Raw genomic sequence first — 16,461 nt, 5'->3', positions numbered from 1 at the left:
AGCAGGGCGCTCATAACGCCTTGGCTGGGGGTTCGAGTCCCTCCGGGCCTACCACTTCGATTTGTAAGATATTAAGATTAAACATGGTTTTCGAAACTTTGAATTCCCCCCGCGCTTGATGTTTCCCATAAATGCTTGGAACGGCGCGGAGACTTGGTTGGTGCTGTCACGCATCTGTGCTGCGCAAATGGCTTGCTTAGGCCAATTGGCCTTTGAAGGTCACGCGGCTTTTGCTTGCAAATACTGACTGTCAAAGGCGCGGGCTTTAGAATGCACTGCGGTCTTTGGTGACGGCAGCAGTGCCCATTCTATCGGCTGTTTGGCATATGGGTCGAGCTTGGGATAGCCCACCCCATCAACAGGATCGGGCGCAAGTCAAACCCACTGGCCAGCCAATTCGGCCAGATCACCGACAGCCTTCGTCAGGCCAGCGTCATTCGCTGAACAGATGCGCCTCGCAGGCTTCGAAGGTCAGGCCAATTTCCGTGCCCAAGGCAAAGACAGCATCGCGCGCCATGGCGGCGATCAGCGGGCTGCCGTCTGACAAGGTCACCTCGATCACCGTTTCTGCACCCAGCCTTTCGGTCAGCGCCACCTTACCCTGCAACTGGCCGGCACCTTCGGCGGGGGTCAGATATTGCGGCCGAATGCCAAGCCGCGCCTTGCCGCCAATCTGATAGCTGCCGGTCTGCGCCGTGATCGTCACGGGGCTCAGGGCTGCATTGGCGACAGTGATCTGATTGCCGTCAATCGCCTGCACCTCTACATCCAGAAAATTCATCGAGGGCGAGCCAAGAAAGCCCGCAACAAAGGCATTTGCGGGGTGATGATAAAGCTCCATCGGGCTGCCGATCTGCTGCACCAGACCGTCTTTCAGCACCACGATCTTATCGGCCAGCGTCATCGCTTCAACCTGATCATGGGTGACATAGATCATCGTGGCGCCCAAGGCCTTGTGCAGCTTGCCGATTTCCATCCGCATATCCATGCGCAGGGCGGCATCAAGGTTGGAAAGCGGCTCGTCGAACAAAAACACCTCGGGTTTGCGGACAATCGCGCGGCCAATGGCAACGCGCTGGCGCTGCCCGCCCGAAAGCTGGCTGGGGCGGCGGTCCAGCAGATGTTCCATCTGCAAAATCCGCGCGGCTTCGGCAACCTTGGCGGCCTTGACCTCTTTGCTATCGCCCGCAATCGTCAGGCCAAAGGCAACGTTTTCGCGCACGGTCATATGCGGAAAGATCGCATAGGATTGAAACACCATCGCCACGCCGCGCTCTTTGGGGGGCAGATCGTTCACCACCCGCCCGCCGACCGTCAAGGTGCCTGCCGTGATATCCTCTAGCCCTGCGATCATCCGCAGCAGCGTCGATTTTCCGCAGCCCGAGGGGCCGACAAAGACCACGAACTCACCGTCTTCGATGGTGATGTCGACGCCCTTGATCACCTGCGCGGTGCCGTAGCTTTTCTTCAGACCGGAAAGGGTGATGCTTGCCATGACTACTCTGCCGCCAAAGCCGAGCGCTTCACCTGCAACAGTCCACCTTCGCCCACAACCACGGGTTCGGGGTCCATCACATAGCCGCCAAACTGATCTTTGCCGCCATCGGCAAAGCCCAAAATCACCAAGCCATGCGGCCCATCAACAATGCGCGCGGCATAGCGCCGGCAAGGCTCGTCGCCGTCCAGAAACGGGCCTGCTGGCACGCGCCAAGGCCCGCGCGGATGATCAGCCATCAGATAGTGGTTGCCGGTCAGCGGCTTTTGCGGATTGGTGCGGCGGGTTTGTTCGGACCATTGGGTGGCGGCGGTGCAGAACAGGCAATACCAAGTGCCATTGGCTTCGAACACCTGCGGCACCTCGAGCTGGCCATAGCCACCGGTGAACACTGGCGGGCGCAGCGTCCAGGTCATCAGATCGGGCGAGGTGGCAAAGCCAATCGCGCCGCCTGCATTGGCCTCGGGGATGCCGGGCGCGCGGGCGGTGAAATACATCAGCCAACCATCGCTGTCAGGATCGCGCATCACCCAAGGGTCGCGCATGGCGCGGTCGTGCCAATGGCCAACCATATGCTCGGCCTCGTAACAATCCGCAGTCGGGCCGATCAGATCAAGACACAGCCCATCGCCCACCCGCACCCAAGAGTGCAAATCGCGCGAGGTCGCATGACCAATGCGCTGATACATCGAGGCATCGGCCTTCGAGGTGCCGGTATAGAACAAATGCCAAAGACCTTCACCGTCTTGGATCACCGATCCGGTCCAGGTTGTGCTGTCATCCCAAGCAGGCCCAACGGCGGGCGCAAACATCGTGCCCAAATGCGTCCAATTTACCAGATCGGTCGAAGTGGCATGGCCTTGGCTGACATTGAAATGCCGCAGATCAGGGTCGCCCAGTGCCTTATCGGCCTGTAGGAAAAACCCGTGATAGGTCTCGCCATCCTTGGCATACCAGCTGTCCCAGATCCATTTGTCGTTGATCGAAAGTGTCATATCGGTCTCCTCAGCCCTTCACGCCGGTCGAAGCAATCGACGCGATGAAGGCTTTTTGCAAGTAAAGATAAAAGGCCAGCACCGGCACAGTGATCAGGCTGAGATAGGCCATGATCTCGCCCCAGGCTCGGTTCAGCTGGAAGAAATATTGCAGGCCAACCATCACCGGACGGTAGCCTTCCTCTTGCACCACCATCAGCGGCCAGAGGTATTGGTTGTACATCGCCAAAAACTTCAAAATCGCGGCGGTTGCCAGCACCGGACCCGACAGCGGCATCACGATGCGGCGGTAAATCTGAAACCAGCTTGCGCCTTCAACCCGCGCCGCCTCGATCAGTTCAGAGGGCAGGTCTTTGAAGAATTGCACGAACAAAAACACCGTCAAACCATCGACGATAAAGGGAATGATTTGCACACGATAGGAATTCAGCCAGCCCACCGTCACCCCGTCCAGCCCGATCCACGGCAGTTTGGACGAGATCAGCAGCAAGGGGATCGCGATGGTTTCAAACGGCACGATCAGCGTGGCAAGGATGATCGACAAGATCAGATCGCGGCCCTTCCAATTGACAAAGACAAAGGCAAAGGCCGCCGTCGAGCAGAAGAACAGCGACAGCGCCACAGTGACTCCGGTGATGATCACCGAATTCATCACAAACAGCGCCACAGGCGCGCGCCGAAACGCCGCCCAATAGTTATCAAGGCTGATGTCACCAACCGGCAAAAACGCCCGCAGGCTGGCGGTATCGGCCAGCAATTGCTGATCGGGCTTCAGCGACGAGACCACCATAAACACCAGCGGAAACACAAAGATCACCGCGATCAAGCACAGCACCACATAGCGCACAGCCAGCCGCAACCGATGCGTGTCAGAGGAAAAAGCCATCAGCTGCGCTCCCTTGTGATCCAGCGTTGCAGCAGCGAAATCGACAGCACGATGACAAATAAGATCACCGAAATCGCCGAGCCGCCCGAAATATCTTGCTTGCCATAGCCGCGTTGGATCGCCTGAAACACGATGGTTTGCGTGCTATCAAGCGGGCCGCCCTTGGTCATCACATCGATCTGCGCAAAGACCGCAAAGGCCTGCATGGTGATCACGATCAGCACCAGAATGGCGGTATTTTTTAGCCCCGGCCATGTGATGTAGCGAAAGCTTTGCCAAGGGCTTGCGCCTTCGATCGCGCCGGCCTCGTAAAGCGTGGGCGAGATGGTTTGCAGCCCTGAAAGCCAGATTACCATGTGAAAGCCAACCGCCTGCCAGATCGACATCGCAATGATCGACCCCAAGGCCGTGCTGGGGTTGCCCAGCCAGTCCACCCGCGGAATGGCGCCGAAACTGACCGCAGACAGCAGGTTGTTCAACAGCCCCGAATTGCCATCATAGATGAACCGCCACAGCAAAGAGACCACCACAATCGAAACCACAACCGGCATGAAATAGACCGCGCGAAACAGATTGATGCCGCGCATTTTTTGATTGATCAGCAGCGCCAGACCCAAGGCCAGCCCCCCCTGCACGGGTGCCACGATCAGCACAAAGATAAAGGTGTTGATCAGGGCCTTTAGAAACACCACATCCCGCGCCAAAACAAAGGTGCGGCTTTGCCCCCAGTCCAAGCTGAACCATTCGCGCATGCCAACCAGATTGGGGAAATCGGGGTTGTTGCGGGTATAGCCGCGCAGCGCTGGATATAGCACAGCGCCCGTTGCATCTGTTTGCACCAGCCCCGCCTGATCGGTCAGCGGCTCGAGCGTCAGGGTCGCTACCCCCAAAAGCTGGCGGTAATTGGCAAAGCCCACGAACTCGGTCGGATTGGGCGAAATCAGGCGTTGATTGGTAAAGGACAGAAGAATTGCAAAAACAAAGGGCAAGATCACGAACATGCCAATCAAAACGGCGGCTGGGCCTGCCATCATCCAACCTGTGCGATTGGATTTCAGAAATTTCGACGCCATTGCAAAGCCTTTCGTGACGTAAAAGCCGGGGGCGACCCAAAGGCCGCCCGCCGTGCAAAGCTTAGTGGCCGTAGCCCGCGTTCTTTTCGATGTCGGCGTTGATTTCATCGGTTGCAGCGTCAAGCGTGCCAGCAACGTCTGCACCATTGGCGATATCAGCCAGTGCCTTTTCAAACACTTTGGATTCGACAACATAGCCGGGGGTGACTGGGCGCACCAAAGCATTGGCTTCGGTCATGCCGTAGAACACCGACAAAGGCCCGCCGTCTTTGTAGTTTTCGGTCATCGCAGCAGCGGTTGCCGTGGCCGGGATCAGACCGGTGGTATTGGCGAAATCGGCCAGATACTTGTCTTGCAGCGCAAATTCGATGAAGGCCGAAGCGCCATCTGGATGCGCCGACTTGGCCGAAACCCCAAACTGCCACGAAGCCGCCCCAATTTTCGCACCCGCGCCAAAGTTTGGTGCTGGCAGGAACACGGTATCGTCAAAGGCCTTCAAAGCGCCAAGGGCCGCCCAGTTGCCATTCCACGAAAACGCATATTTGCCAGCGCCAAAACCGTTGTCGCGGTCAGCGGGATCTTGGGTTGCTTGGGCATAGCCTTGGGTGAACAGACCCTGCCACCAATTGCCAAATGCCATCGCCGCATCGCCGTTCAAAGCGCCTTCAGCGGTTTTATAGCTGGAGCGATCCACCATATCGCCGCCAAAAGACTGCAAGAAAGGCGAGAACGCATAGGGATACCATTCGCCCGTCCAAGCCATGCCCAGATCAAGCGCGTATTCATATTTGCCGCTGGCTTTTGCTGCCGCCATAGCGCCATTGAACTCTTCCAAGCTCCAAGGCTCTGCCAAGGTTGGCGTGCGCAGGCCCAGCTCTTCCAGCGTGGATTTGCGGGTCACCAGCGCGACCGCTGCATCCCACAGACCGATCGAATAAAGCTTGCCATCCCACATGCCTTTTGGACCGGGCAGGAAATTGGCGATCTTGGTTTCGTCGATTTGCAGCGGCTGCATATAGCCAGCCCATGCCCAGTTCGGCATCACAGGGCCGTCAACGTCCAGAATGTCGGGCAGATTGCCTGCCAACGCACCGGCCACGACCGAATCGTTATAGGCGGCTTGTGGAAAGCTTTGCAGCTCGACCGTCCAATCGGCTTGGCTGGCGTTAAAGTCGGTGATGATTTGGTTCAGCACCTTGGCTTCGCCTTCGTTGCCAGCGCCGTGATACCACATGGACAAGGTGGTCTGGGCCTGTGCAACCGAGGTCAATGCAACCGAGGCAAGCAAAGCACCGGTTACGATGGATAGATGTTTCATGTGTCAATCCTCCCTGACGAGTTTTAGATTTGCAATTTTGCTGGCGGGGCGTTCGGTGACCGAACCGCGCCAATAGACCGGACCCGAGACAAGCATCGGATCGCAGTCTTCCTGCGACTGCGCGGCGGCAGACTCAGAAATCATCGCCAAAAGCCGCTGCGCCGCGCGCACGCCAATGGCGGTATAAGACAGATCCACCGTGGTCAGCGGCGGGAACAGGGTCTCGGCGATAACGCGGTAGTTGTCATAGCCTGCAACCGAGATCTCATCAGGCACCTTAACCCCGCGCGAGCGCAAAATGCCGTAGACCCGCAGCGCCATTTTGTCGTTGCCACAGCACAGAACCGTTGGCGGATCGGGCAGGCGCAACAGCCGGTCGATGATATCCCAAAGGATCTGGGTCTCGTCCTCGCGCCCCTCGTAATCGGCGCAATCGACCAGTGCAGGATCATATGGCAGCCCCGCCTGCGCCAGCGCCGCCGCATAGCCCGCCGTGCGCAGCGTCGTGGCCACCATATGCAGTGGCAGCGTCAGATAGGCGATACGGCGGTGGCCAGCCTCGATCAAGCGGCTGACCAGATCGCGCTGACCACGGGCATCATCGGGCAGCACCGCAGGGGTGCCGATAGCGTCAAAGCAATTCGCCAGAACCAAAGGCGTCGTGGCAGGCACGCGCGGCAGTTCAACCTTTTGGTGGAATTCGGCGACATAGATCAGGCCTTCGACGCGGTGGCGCAAAAAGGTCTGGATCAGATGCGGCACGCGGTCCAGCCGCCCGCCGGTATCCGCGATCATCATCGTCATGCCCGAGGCCGCCATCGCCCGCTGAATGCCCTGCACAATAAACAAATCCGGCAGGCCCTGCGGCTGCAACGCCTCACTTGGCAGCGAAATCGCACCGGTGATCAGCCCGACAAGCCCCGATTTTTGCGACCGCATCATCCGAGCTGCATTCGAGGGCACATAGCCAAGCTGCGCCATCGCCACCTCGACCGCCTCGCGGGTTTCGCGGCCAACCGGGGCATCGCCGTTCAGCACGCGGCTGACGGTCTTGGCTGAAACCTTTGCAAGCCGGGCGACGTCGTAGATTGTGGCCATCATCCCCTCCCAAGGCGCAGCACATATGACACCGATGTCATGTCACCGATGTCATAACCAAAAAAGCCAGAGCGAGTCAACAGGACTTGCGGCTAAACCGGCCAGTCTCGGTTGCAAGCAATCTGCTCCATCGAGATTATGGATGTGTCGATACAGCGGCGCATCCGACAAGCCCTTTCACCCAAGAGCAGCTCTTGCTGCGGTGAATTTGGATGTAGCGCTCGCAGCGCTTTTGCAATCAAGCAGGGTACGATACCCAAAACCAGCGTTGGGGCCGAAAAAGCTGAGGCGGTCAGGCGGGGCAGTTCGAGGGCAACAATCGCTGAGGTCAAGATCGACCCCCTGAAATCAGCGCATAGGCTGACCGACCGCCTGCTGTTTCAGTCAATCAGAAACAACCAACCTGCTTTGCAAAAATGCGCGCGTTCAAGATCGTCGCGCCAAACGAAGAAACTGGTCTCCCGCAAAACTGGAACGGTTCGATCTAATTCAGACGCATGACAACATCTTCACCGCAGCTTCAAAAACCCGACGCGCCACATAAGGACTGCCGTTTTCGATTTGCAGGGCAGTCATCGGCACTTCCAATGCCATCGGGGTCTCTGTTGGCAAAACATTTATGATGGCAGCAAGATCAATCTGGCCCAATCCAGGCGGCAGGCGTTCGGCGCGCCCTGCATGAAAGAGGTCCTCCGTGGTGTAGTGCGGCTGCACAAGCGCATCACAAAGATGCAGAAACGGAAAACGCTCTGGCTTTGCAAACGCTTGCTCTGCCAGAAGATGAAGACTGCTGCTTGAGCGGTTAAAATGCAATGTGTCGACCAAGATCCCAATTGCGTCCTGGGCTGCTGCATCAACGATTGTGCAAGCTGCTGACAAATCTGGAACATTGGTCCAAGGGAAAAACTCGAGAACCGGACGCATTCCACGCGGAACGCACATATCATTCAGCGCCGCCAGATTTGCGCTCAACCGAGACAGATCCGGATCATAGGGGGCACAGATCACATGGCGCGCACCCAGAACTGCGCCTACGTCCAGAAAAGCTTCGAAGTCTCTGCTGTCGAATTCAGGCGTAATACGAAGAAATTCGATGTCGTTCACATAAATGCCCGAGGCTGTTAAGGCGGACTGTGTCTCGCGCAAGAGCGCTGCGTCGTGCATCAGCGCATAGCCGGGCGTCGTTGGGGTGACCGCAATCAATCGCAGCCCTACGGCATCATAGCCGATCTCAGCGGCAACCCGGATCATCTGCGGCGGTGAAAGATCAAGTGTCGTCAGGTGTGCGAGGGAAATCTTGCGACTCATCTTGGCTCCTCTAAACAGCCCGCAGCATGTAAGGCGGCGATATGGCCAAATGTAAGTGCGGGACCAATGTTGATTCCGCCTGCCGGATAAAAGCCGCCAAAAACCGAGGCCATATCGGTACCAGCCGCATAAAGCCCCGCGATTGGTTTATCCTCTGCGTCTAGCACCCTTGCAGCAGCGTCAGTTTTCAAACCGATAAAGGCGCCAAAACTGCCAGCCACGATCTTCACCGCATAAAAGGGCGCTTTGGCGATCGGGGCCATGCAAGGATTTGGCCCTGTGTGGTTTGGATCGCCTTGCAGACGCGCGTAGGCGGTCTCACCTCGGCCGAAACTGCTATCTTTGCCGGAGACTGCATCATGGTTGTAGCTTGCGACCGTCGCAAGCAATCCCTGCGGATCAATGCCACAGATCGCCGCAAGATTAGACAGGCTGTGAGATCTGACCAAATACCCTGACCGCAATAACTTCCCCAAAGGCAGCGGCGCTGGACGCGCAATACCAAGGCCATAGCGGCGCTGAAACCTATGATCACAGATCAGCCATGAAACGGGGTTTTCTTCAGACGAAGACTTATTCAGGGCGACAACATAATCATGGTAGCCGAGCCCTTCGTTGCAAAACCTCTGGCCATTGGCGAGAACGCCGATGATACCCGGTTTGCCGCGTTCAATGATATGCGGGAAAACAGCAGAAGCCGCATTCGGATAAGGAACAATCGAGACGGGGCACTGGGCAAAACGCGCGGCAAGCTTGCAGTCGATGCGCGCGCCAACCGCCCTTGCAATCCGAGCGGAATCGCCGGTTGCCTCTGGCACGGCCAAACTGTGCGGCGCAGCAAGGCTTGCATCCCGCGCCAGCCCGCCTGCGGCCAGCACAACATTGCCTGCTGTGATCGTCACCTCTCCCTGTAACGTCGCAAAGATCGCGCCGCTGACCCGCCCGTCATGTTGCAAAAGTTTGGTTGCAGTATGTGATTTGCGCAGATTTACGCCAAGGTCCGTCGCCGCGCGCAATAGCCGAGCCATTAGGGCATTGCCATTTCGCAGCTGCATCGCACGGCGATGGAACGCCAAATCCCACAAATGCCGCGCCATACGACTGGCAACATAAAGAAACGCCTTTGGTGAGCGGGTCATCGACATAAACGCGCGCAGATCGGATCCGGCCTGAATCGGCAGCCCCCAGAAAGATGTTTCTCGCAAGGGCGGCCGCAGATCGTGCAGCAAGGGCCCAAGGTCTCGGGCATTGTAAGGTGCAGCAATCACCGAGCGCCCCCCCTGCCCTGCCCCTTCGACCTCACTGTAAGTGTCAGGGATAAGGCTGCCGCATTCAAAAGAAAGACCCGCTTCGGTTTCAAGGAATTCAATCGCACGCGGAGCAAAGGTCAAGAATGCCTCGACCCGTTCTGCGTCGAAAGCGCTACCAAGCAAGGTTTTTAGATACTGGCGTGGCGCGTCGAGGGGTTCGGCAATACCAAGGCGTTGCGCCGCCGGATTGCCCGGAGCCCAAATCCAGCCCCCTGCCCAAGCAGTGGTTCCACCGTAAACCGTCGCCTTTTCCGCGACAATGACCCGCAACCCCTTCGCTGCCCCCGTGACCGCGGCACAAAGCCCGGCTGCACCCGAACCAATCACCAAAAGATCACAATCAGTCTTCATGCCAAGGCTTGCGCGTTCGGTCTTGGCTTTACCGCAATCGCAAGCACCGCATCGACGACGCGCTGGCGCAGACGCTGCTGCCCCGCAGAGGTGTGCAACTCTGCGCCAAAGGAATGCGAGAAGGTTTCGCGGTTCGATACATTGTAAAAACTCATCGACGAAATCATCCAGTGCAGCTCCACCGGATCAACGTGATCATAAAATATCCCCGCCGCTTTGCCCGCGTCGCATAACTCTGCCAGCTTTGAGATGATTGAGCTGTTCAGTTCTGGAATGATCGAGGACTGCTTCATGTATGCGGCATGATGGATGTTTTCGATCATCACCAAGCGAATGAAATCTGGCAGCGACCGGTGCGAATCAAAGGTGGCTTTTATAAGCTCGGTCAGTGCCGCAATCGGATCGAGTCCGGTCAAATCAAGCGCACGCTCATTGGCCCGAAGCCGAGCATAAACCCCTTCAAGAGCTGCCCGATACAGCCCTTCCTTATCAGAAAAATAGTAATAAATCATACGCTTAGATACAGAAGTTTTGGCTGCAATCTCGTCAATGCGTGCGCCCGACAATCCACGATCAGCAAACTCCGCCGTTGCCACGCGCAAGATATCGGCCTTCACCGCCTCAGGGTCTTGTTTCCATGTGCTTTTTCGTGCCGGCGCTTGCTCAGTCATGAGGTGAGTCTCCTGTCTTCCCCTCTTAATATCATGAATTTAACGGATTGGTACATTTTAGTTTGACAAATTAACCAAATGGGACATTCTAGTGAAATCGCCGCTGGGGAGAGAAAACCGCGGTCAATCAATTGGGAGGACGACAATGATCCGTAAACTACTTGGCGCGACACTTGCGCTTGGCCTGACAACTCTGCCTGCGCTGGCCGAATATCCCGAAAAGGAAATTCAGGGCATTATCCAATGGGGAGCAGGCGGCTCTACCGACACGGTCATGCGCGCAGTTACGCCACATGCTGAAAAAGCTTTGGGCGGCAGCATCGTGATGCAAAACGTCACCGGCGGCGTTGGTGCGATTGCCTTGAACCAAGTGGTGAATGGCGATGCCGACGGCTATCAGATCTTGTTTGGCGCGGAAAACCCGCTGCTTTACAAAGTGATGGGCCTTGGCGACAAAGACTATAACGACTTTACCCCCATCAACGTGCTGGCGCGCGGCGTTCCAATTCTGGTGGCCCGCCCTGACGCGCCGTTCAATACCTATCCCGAAATGATCGCCTATATTAACGCGCATCCTCGGGACGTAAAGTTCGGCTCGACGGGTCCTGGCGGTCTGCCTTCGGTTGTTACCGCGATGATCAACCAAAAGACCCCGATCGACGTTACTTTCGTGCCTTATGATGGCGATGGCCCGGCATTGACCGCGCTGCAAGGCGGCGCGATTGATGTGATGCCAGCCGTTTTGGGCGCCGCGATTGAAGGCATCAAGGGCGGCACGATGAAAACCATCGCGCTGTTTGACGTCGAGGCCAGCGAAGCGCTGCCCGAAGCACCGACCATCGTCTCGACCAATCCAGAATTTGGCGCGCTGCTGCCATGGGGTCCGTTCTTTGGCGTCTTTGTGAAAAAAGGCACTCCAGATGACGTCGTGGCCAAGCTGACTGCGGCCTACGGCGAAGGCGCCAAGGCCGATGACTTTAAGGCGCTGATGGATGGCCGCGGCTTCAAGATGATGAACATCTCGGGCGCAGAGGCACAGGCGTTTCTGGCCAAATGGCAGTCGACGACAGCTTGGCTGGTGCAAGACGCAGGCCTGACCAAGGCATCGCCAGCAGACTTTGGCATTCCAAAGCCCTAAGTTTGGCTTCACAAACAGCGCCGTCCAGTTTTCCCAAAGCTGGGCGGCGTTTTTATGTCCAAAGACCTTGGAAAAAGGGAATGTCATGCAGTCCAACACACCTCGCAGGCCCGGCGAATTGGGTTTCAACCTTTTTATCATCGCGGCAAGTCTGTTTTTACTCTATCATGCCTATGGCATTGCGGGGTTTGATGCTCTGTCCTCCGCCGGTGCGGTCCCGATGGTGACAACCGGCCTTATGACGCTTTGTGGTGTGATCATTTTGCGGCAAAACCTGCGCAAACCCGGCAAAACTGCCGAGACGATCAGCCGCGATATCTTGCCGCTGCCGGTCATCGTCACCATCGCCGCGATCACGGCCTATGCGGTTTTGCTGAAACCTTTGGGCTTTGTCCCGACCTCCTTTTTGTTTCTGCTCGGCCTGATCAAGCTGTTCTCGGCCCGCAGCTGGGGTTTTTCAATCTCTGCTGCCGCAGGCTCGGTTGCGCTGATTTACATCATCTTCCGGCTGGTTTTCAGCGTGCTGATGCCCGCAGGCATCGTGCCGGAGGGCGAGATTTTGGCCGCGATCGGCCACTTGTTCGGAGCGGCAAAATGATCGAGATATTGCAGAACGTTCTGATCCCTTTTCTGGATCTAAAGCTGTTGTCGCTGGTCGCACTTGGCACCTTTTCGGGCATCTATATTGGCGCGATCCCGGGGCTTTCGGTGACCATGGCGGTGTCGATCCTGATCTCCTTCACCTTTTCTTGGGATGTCTATCCGGCGATCAGCCTGATGATTGGCATCTATATGGGCGGGGTTTATGGCGGCTCGCGCACGGCGATTTTGCTGAACATCCCCGGCGCGCCCTCGGCGATTGCCACAGCCCTTGACGGGTTTCCGATGGCCCAGCGCGGCGAGGCGGGCGAGGCGATTGGCATCACCACGGTGATGAGCTTTTTCGGCGGCTTGATCGGGATCACGGTTTTGGCGCTGGCGGCGCCTTCGGTCTCGGCCTTTGCCATCAAATTTCAGCCTCGCGACTATATGCTTTTGGCGGTGCTGGGGATTTTGCTGGTGGGCTCGCTGTCGGGCGACAGCTTGGTGAAGGGGATCTTTGCCGGCGCGATGGGGTTGATGATCGGCTCGATCGGCTTGGACCCTTTGACGATGGATCAGCGCTTTACCTTTGGATCGACCGCGATGATGGGCGGGATTTCGTTTATTGCGGTGATGATCGGGATGTTTGGCGTCTCGGAGGCCTTGATCCAACTGCATTCGATGAAAACGCCGGGGGTCAAGCAGGTGATCAACCGCATTGTGCCGTCGTTCGGCACCATTCGCAAATATCTGCCGCTGTCGCTGCAATCCTCGGCGATTGGGGTGATCATCGGGGCTTTGCCCGGAACCGGGGGCGATATTGCGGCGCTGATGGCTTATGATCATGCGCGGCGGGTGACAAAAGACCCCGAGGTGCCCTTTGGCCAAGGCGCGCGCGAAGGTCTGGTGGCGCCTGAAACCGCCAATAACGCCGCCGTGGGGGGTGCGTTTATTCCGATGATGACGCTGGGCATTCCCGGCGACAGCGTCACCGCCATCATGATTGGCGCGCTGTTCATCCACGGGCTGCACCCCGGCCCGATGTTGATGGTGGAACAGCCGCATATGTTTTGGTTCATCGTTGGCTGCTTGATGCTGGCCAATATCTTCATGCTGATCTTTGGCCTGACCGGTATCAAGCTGTTTGTCAAAGTCGTCGAGATGCCGCGCACCGTGCTGATCCCGCTGATTTTGCTGCTGTCGATTGTGGGCGCCTATGCGGTGAACAATTCTTTGACAGATGTCTATTGGATGCTGGGATTTGGCGTCTTGGGCTATTTCATGCGGCTTTACGGGTTCAGTCTTGGGCCGGTGATCCTTGGCGTGATCCTGTCGCGTTTGCTGGATGACAATTGGCGGCGCGCGATTATCTCGGATCAGGAAAGCCTGCCGCGTCTGCTGCACGGCATTGTCACCAGCCCGCTGTCGCTAACGCTGTTCTTGGCAGTGATCGTGATCTTTTTGTCGAAAACCCCACTGTGGGCGATGCTGATGCGAAAGAAGACATCATGATTAAACTTGGTCTGATCGGGGACAATATCGCCAAGTCGCAAAGCCCACGTTTGCACCGCTTGGCAGGTCTGCAAAATGGCGCAAAGGTCAGCTATGATAGGCTGGTGCCGGCAGAAAGTGGCAAGGATTTTGACATGCTTTTTGCCGAAGTCGCGCAGGGCGGCTTTCGCGGCGTCAATATCACATATCCCTATAAGGAACGCGCCGCGCAAAAGGTGCAGATCGACGATCCACTGGTGCGCGCGATTGGCGCGGTAAATACGGTAATTTTTGATGCCGGTGGCCCACATGGGTTTAACACTGATTATTCGGGCTTTATCGCAGCTTATCGCCATATTCGCGGCAATACCGCACCAGGGGTTGCGCTGATGATTGGCGCAGGCGGTGTCGGCAAGGCGGTGGCTTATGGCTTGGCCGCGATGGGGATCACAGAGATCCGCATCGCCGAGCGCGATCTGCCCAAAGCCGAGGCGCTGGCCGAGGCGCTGCGGGCGGCAAAGCCCGCTTTGCGGGTGGTGACAGGACCGGATGCGGCAGCTTTGGCGCAAGGGGCCGAGGGGCTGATCAATTGCACGCCGGTTGGCATGGTGGGCTACGGCGGCACCCCCTTGCCGCGCGCAAGCATGACAGGCGCGCTTTGGGCGTTTGATGCCGTCTATACCCCCGTGGACACGCAGTTTTTGAACGATGCCGCCGCCCAAGGCCTGCAAATCATCTCGGGCTACGAGCTGTTCATTGGCCAAGGCGTCGATGCCTGGCGGCTTTTTACCGATCTGCCGCTGAATGACGACCGTCTGCGTGCCGATCTTTTGCAACCGGAATAATGTGATGAAAACCTCGATCGCCACCGTCTCGATTTCAGGAAATTTCCGCGAAAAGCTTGAGGCCATCGCCAAGGCGGGCTTTGCTGGCATCGAGATTTTCGAGCAGGACTTTATCGCATCCGATTACGCGCCGCGCGAGATTGGCGCTTTGGTGCGCGACCACGGGCTTGAGATCACGCTGTTTCAACCCTTTCGCGATTTCGAGGGGCTGCCCGAACCCTACCGCAGCCGCGCCTTTGCCCGGGCTGCGCGCAAATTCGATCTGATGGCGGATCTTGGGGCCGAGCTGATGCTGGTCTGTTCAACCCTGCATCCCGCGGCCATGGGGGGCATCGACCGCGCTGCGGCCGATTTCCACGCCTTGGGCGAGATGGCCGCCGCAAGAGGCCTGCGTCTGGGCTATGAGGCGCTGGCTTGGGGGCGTCATGTCAACGATCACCGCGACGCTTGGGAGGTGGTGCGCCGTGCCGATCATTCCCATGTCGGCCTGATCTTGGACAGCTTTCACACCTTGGCGCGCAAGATCGACCCTGAAACCATTCGCCGCATTCCCGGCGATAAGATCTTTTTTGTGCAGCTTGCCGATGCGCCTGCGATCGAGATGGATCTGCTGTATTGGTCGCGGCATTTTCGCAATATGCCGGGCGAGGGCGATCTGGCGGTGACCGCGTTTTTGCAGGCGGTGCTTGCGACGGGCTATGTAGGCCCGCTCAGCCTCGAGATCTTTAACGATCAGTTTCGCGCAGGTCTGCCGCGTTTGGTGGCGCGAGATGGCTATCGCAGCTTGGTCGATCTGATGGATCGGGCGCGGCGGGCCGAGCCTGCGCTTGCGGTCGATCTGCCCGATTTCCCACCACCTGCCGCGGTGCAGGCGATTGAATTTATTGAAATTGTCACCTCGACGGACCAGCAGGCCGAGCTTGCGGGGTTTCTCGCGACCTTGGGCTTTACCCCGACCGCGCAGCATATCTCCAAGGCGGTGACGCGCTGGCAGCAGGGTGCGATCAATCTGCTGGTCAATACCGAAGACACCGGCTTTGCGCATTCCTCTTATGTGGCCCATGGCACCACGGTTTCGGAAATCGCGCTGCGCCTGCCCGATGCGCTTGCCGCAAAAGCCCGCGCGCAGGCCTTGGGCATCGCGCCGCACCTTGAACCCGCAGCCCCCAATGAGCTAACCATTCCAGCCATTCGCGGTGTCGGCGGCAGCCTGCTGCGCTTTGTCGATGCAAAAGCCCCACTGAACCAACTGTGGCAACAGGATTTCACGACACCTCGCCCGATTTCCAAAGCCGCAGGGCTGACCCAGATCGACCACATTGCCCAGACCATGGCCTATGACGAGATGCTCAGTTGGTCGCTATTCTACCACGCTCTGTTTGACGCACGCAAAGCGCCGATGGTCGATGTCGTGGACCCTGACGGTCTGGTGCGCAGCCAAGCGGTGGAAACTGGCGCGCTCAAAATCACCCTGAACGGAGCCGAGGCGCGGCGCACCCTGGCCGGGCGCTTTGTCGAAGACAGCTTTGGATCCGCGGTGCAGCATATTGCCTTTGGCAGTGATGACATCTTTGCCACCGCCTCGGCGCTGGCCGCCAATGGGTTTCAGGCCCTATCAATTGGCGCGAATTATTACGACGATGTCGAGGCCCGCTTTGGACTTGCGCCCGAGCTGACAGAGCGGTTGCGCGCAGCTAATGTGCTTTATGACGAAGACGCAGGCGGCCAATTCTTTCAGCTTTATTCGCAAACCCGCCCCGAAGGCCTGTTTGTCGAGATCGTGCAGCGGCAGGGCAATTACACCGGCTATGGCGCCGCCAATGCGCCGTTTCGAATAGCAGCGCAAAAACGCGCGACGCGCCCCGCCGGAATGCCACGATTTTAATGATGCTGCCCGACG

At 57.8% G+C, this 16,461-nt stretch carries 14 protein-coding genes; 5 read left to right on the top strand and 9 right to left on the bottom strand.

Features of this window, described 5'->3' with window-relative positions; all coding sequences use genetic code 11:
- Positions 1-433 precede the first annotated feature (433 nt).
- The 9 genes from V7Q10_RS14620 to V7Q10_RS14580 all read right to left on the bottom strand — a co-directional run bounded on the left by V7Q10_RS14620 (position 434) and on the right by V7Q10_RS14580 (position 10,505).
- A complete protein-coding gene (locus V7Q10_RS14620) occupies positions 434-1,495 on the bottom strand; it encodes an ABC transporter ATP-binding protein (protein WP_333869875.1) in 1,062 nt (353 codons plus the stop codon).
- A 2-nt stretch (positions 1,496-1,497) separates the two neighbouring features.
- Positions 1,498-2,490, bottom strand: coding sequence for a levansucrase (locus V7Q10_RS14615; RefSeq protein ID WP_333869874.1), 993 nt, complete (start codon positions 2,488-2,490; stop codon positions 1,498-1,500).
- 10 nt (positions 2,491-2,500) lie between these two features.
- A complete protein-coding gene (locus V7Q10_RS14610; protein ID WP_333869873.1) occupies positions 2,501-3,376 on the bottom strand; it encodes a carbohydrate ABC transporter permease in 876 nt (291 codons plus the stop codon).
- Entirely contained in the window at positions 3,376-4,449 is a 1,074-nt protein-coding gene (locus V7Q10_RS14605; protein ID WP_333869872.1) for a carbohydrate ABC transporter permease, read from the bottom strand. Before V7Q10_RS14605 ends, V7Q10_RS14610 begins: the two co-directional genes overlap by 1 nt.
- A gap of 61 nt (positions 4,450-4,510) precedes the next feature.
- The gene (locus V7Q10_RS14600) at positions 4,511-5,767 is read right to left on the bottom strand and encodes a sugar ABC transporter substrate-binding protein (RefSeq protein ID WP_333869871.1); all 1,257 of its coding nucleotides are present in this window, start codon (positions 5,765-5,767) and stop codon (positions 4,511-4,513) included.
- 3 nt (positions 5,768-5,770) lie between these two features.
- The gene (locus V7Q10_RS14595; protein ID WP_333869870.1) at positions 5,771-6,865 is read right to left on the bottom strand and encodes a LacI family DNA-binding transcriptional regulator; all 1,095 of its coding nucleotides are present in this window, start codon (positions 6,863-6,865) and stop codon (positions 5,771-5,773) included.
- Between the two features lie 489 nt (positions 6,866-7,354).
- A complete protein-coding gene (locus V7Q10_RS14590; RefSeq protein ID WP_333869869.1) occupies positions 7,355-8,173 on the bottom strand; it encodes a sugar phosphate isomerase/epimerase family protein in 819 nt (272 codons plus the stop codon).
- Positions 8,170-9,834 (bottom strand): FAD-dependent oxidoreductase, encoded by a 1,665-nt coding sequence (locus tag V7Q10_RS14585; protein ID WP_333869868.1) that lies wholly within the window; start codon positions 9,832-9,834, stop codon positions 8,170-8,172. The genes V7Q10_RS14590 and V7Q10_RS14585 overlap by 4 nt, the downstream gene beginning before the upstream one ends.
- Positions 9,831-10,505 (bottom strand): TetR/AcrR family transcriptional regulator, encoded by a 675-nt coding sequence (locus tag V7Q10_RS14580; RefSeq protein ID WP_333869867.1) that lies wholly within the window; start codon positions 10,503-10,505, stop codon positions 9,831-9,833. Before V7Q10_RS14580 ends, V7Q10_RS14585 begins: the two co-directional genes overlap by 4 nt.
- Positions 10,506-10,650: 145 nt before the next feature.
- Here V7Q10_RS14580 and V7Q10_RS14575 point away from each other — a divergent pair, with 145 nt between their 5' ends.
- The 5 genes from V7Q10_RS14575 (at position 10,651) to V7Q10_RS14555 (ending at position 16,446) form a co-directional block, all read left to right on the top strand.
- Positions 10,651-11,643 (top strand): tripartite tricarboxylate transporter substrate binding protein, encoded by a 993-nt coding sequence (locus tag V7Q10_RS14575; protein WP_333869866.1) that lies wholly within the window; start codon positions 10,651-10,653, stop codon positions 11,641-11,643.
- A gap of 85 nt (positions 11,644-11,728) precedes the next feature.
- Positions 11,729-12,241 (top strand): tripartite tricarboxylate transporter TctB family protein, encoded by a 513-nt coding sequence (locus V7Q10_RS14570; protein WP_333869865.1) that lies wholly within the window; start codon positions 11,729-11,731, stop codon positions 12,239-12,241.
- Complete coding sequence (locus V7Q10_RS14565; protein WP_333869864.1) at positions 12,238-13,737, top strand: tripartite tricarboxylate transporter permease; 1,500 nt, start codon at positions 12,238-12,240, stop codon at positions 13,735-13,737. The genes V7Q10_RS14570 and V7Q10_RS14565 overlap by 4 nt, the downstream gene beginning before the upstream one ends.
- Positions 13,734-14,561, top strand: coding sequence for a shikimate dehydrogenase family protein (locus V7Q10_RS14560; RefSeq protein WP_333869863.1), 828 nt, complete (start codon positions 13,734-13,736; stop codon positions 14,559-14,561). The genes V7Q10_RS14565 and V7Q10_RS14560 overlap by 4 nt, the downstream gene beginning before the upstream one ends.
- Before the next feature lie 4 nt (positions 14,562-14,565).
- Positions 14,566-16,446: a bifunctional sugar phosphate isomerase/epimerase/4-hydroxyphenylpyruvate dioxygenase family protein gene (locus V7Q10_RS14555; RefSeq protein ID WP_333869862.1), complete on the top strand. Its 1,881-nt coding sequence runs from the start codon at positions 14,566-14,568 to the stop codon at positions 16,444-16,446.
- Positions 16,447-16,461: the final 15 nt, after the last annotated feature.

The organism is Cypionkella sp. (genome assembly GCF_036782355.1).
Taxonomy (GTDB): domain Bacteria; phylum Pseudomonadota; class Alphaproteobacteria; order Rhodobacterales; family Rhodobacteraceae; genus Cypionkella.
This window is presented reverse-complemented; position numbering and strand designations above follow the sequence as displayed.